Origin of the sequence: Pseudogemmobacter humi (assembly GCF_900609055.1) — a bacterium.
Classification (GTDB): domain Bacteria; phylum Pseudomonadota; class Alphaproteobacteria; order Rhodobacterales; family Rhodobacteraceae; genus Pseudogemmobacter; species Pseudogemmobacter humi.
On sequence record NZ_UXAW01000027.1, the window covers coordinates 1 to 1,377 of the forward strand.

General features: G+C 66.2%; 1 protein-coding gene. It reads left to right on the top strand.

Going from position 1 to position 1,377, the window contains the following annotated elements:
• A partial coding sequence (locus XINFAN_RS00485) for an SGNH/GDSL hydrolase family protein (RefSeq protein WP_148087130.1) occupies positions 1–1,356 on the top strand: 1,356 nt, incomplete at its 5' end.
• Between the last annotated feature and the right edge of the window lie 21 nt (positions 1,357–1,377).

The following is a 1,377-nucleotide window of genomic DNA, read 5'->3' on the forward strand; positions in this document are numbered from 1 at the left end:
ACCGGCACCGGCGCCGAGGTGCTCGATCTCGACACCGGCACGCATACCGATCCTGTCGCCGGCGGCACGGTGGCCAATGCCGGGCGCTACAGCTGGTCTGCCAGCCCGGCGGGCTGGCGCCGGATCGGGGAGACCGGACTTTCGGGCAAGGTCGCGGCCACCGGCAGCACCCTCACCGATCTTTTCGCCCTTGCCGAATGGTCGCCCGGCTATCTGGCGATCGCCACCGGCGGCGTGGTCAATGACGGCTCGGGCAACTGGGAAATGAGCCAGCTGATGCGGATGGAGGCCGGGGTCAGCCTGATCTTCGACATCTCGGCCCATAGTGCCGTGGCCCATATCGCCTGTTACACCGCCGCCGGGGCCTATATCTCCGGCCAGGCCGGGACGGGAGGCAACCCCTCTCCCCGCCAGGGCACCTTCGTCACCCCCGCAGGCACCGGGCTGATCCGCCTCAGCCGGGCCAGCGCCATCCATCCGGTCACCGCCGCGCGCAACTATCCCAACAGCGCGCGCGGCCCGGTGCCGGTCACCCGCTACAGCATGGCCGCTCCGCCGACCCTGGCCGGCAGCCGGGACAGCTCATGCCGCAAGATCCGCCGCCGCCCGGTACTGAACGCGGCCTCGAAGATCATCCTTTACGGCGACAGCCGGTTCTCGACCGATTACGGCTTTGCGAAAACCGCCTTCGAGACGCTGACCGGAGCAAGCGTCTATAATGGCGGCTTTCAGGGTCAGTCGGCCGCGAATACCGCGCTGAACAGCCGGCTGAGCCGGATCTGGACCTATGATCCCGATGTCATCATCTATCTGCCCGGCGGCAATGATGATGGCGCGCCGGGCACGGTCGGCACGTTTGACGGCTCGGTTTCCGGCGAAAGCATCGTCACGCCCACCAATATCGCCGCCGATTACAGCGGCACCCGCTTCATCCAGGCGGTGGATCATACGGTGCGCAAGATCCTCGGGAATTACGCCAATATCAGGGCCCGCGCCGGCCTGACCGGCACCGAGACCGAGGCCGAGAAGACGGCAAAGATCGATGCGCTCAGAAAACCCATCCTGATCCTTTGCACCGATCTGCCGCAAAAGCGCAGCTCTGGCACCTATTGGTCGCTGTCGGGCTCCTGGCAGCGCAAGCGCGATGCGATTGCCGAGGTCGGGCGCCGCAACAATGTCCATACCGTCGATCTCCTGGGGGATCTGGCCTGGGACATGAGCCCCGAACCCAGCTGGACCAGCCCCTCCGATCTGGTCACGAATAACGGCGTCTGGACGATGGACGGGCTGCATCCGAACAAATACGGCCATGAGCAGATCGCCCAGCTGATCTGTGGCGATGCCGGGCTGCTGTGATCCGGCTCTGACCCGGGGCGG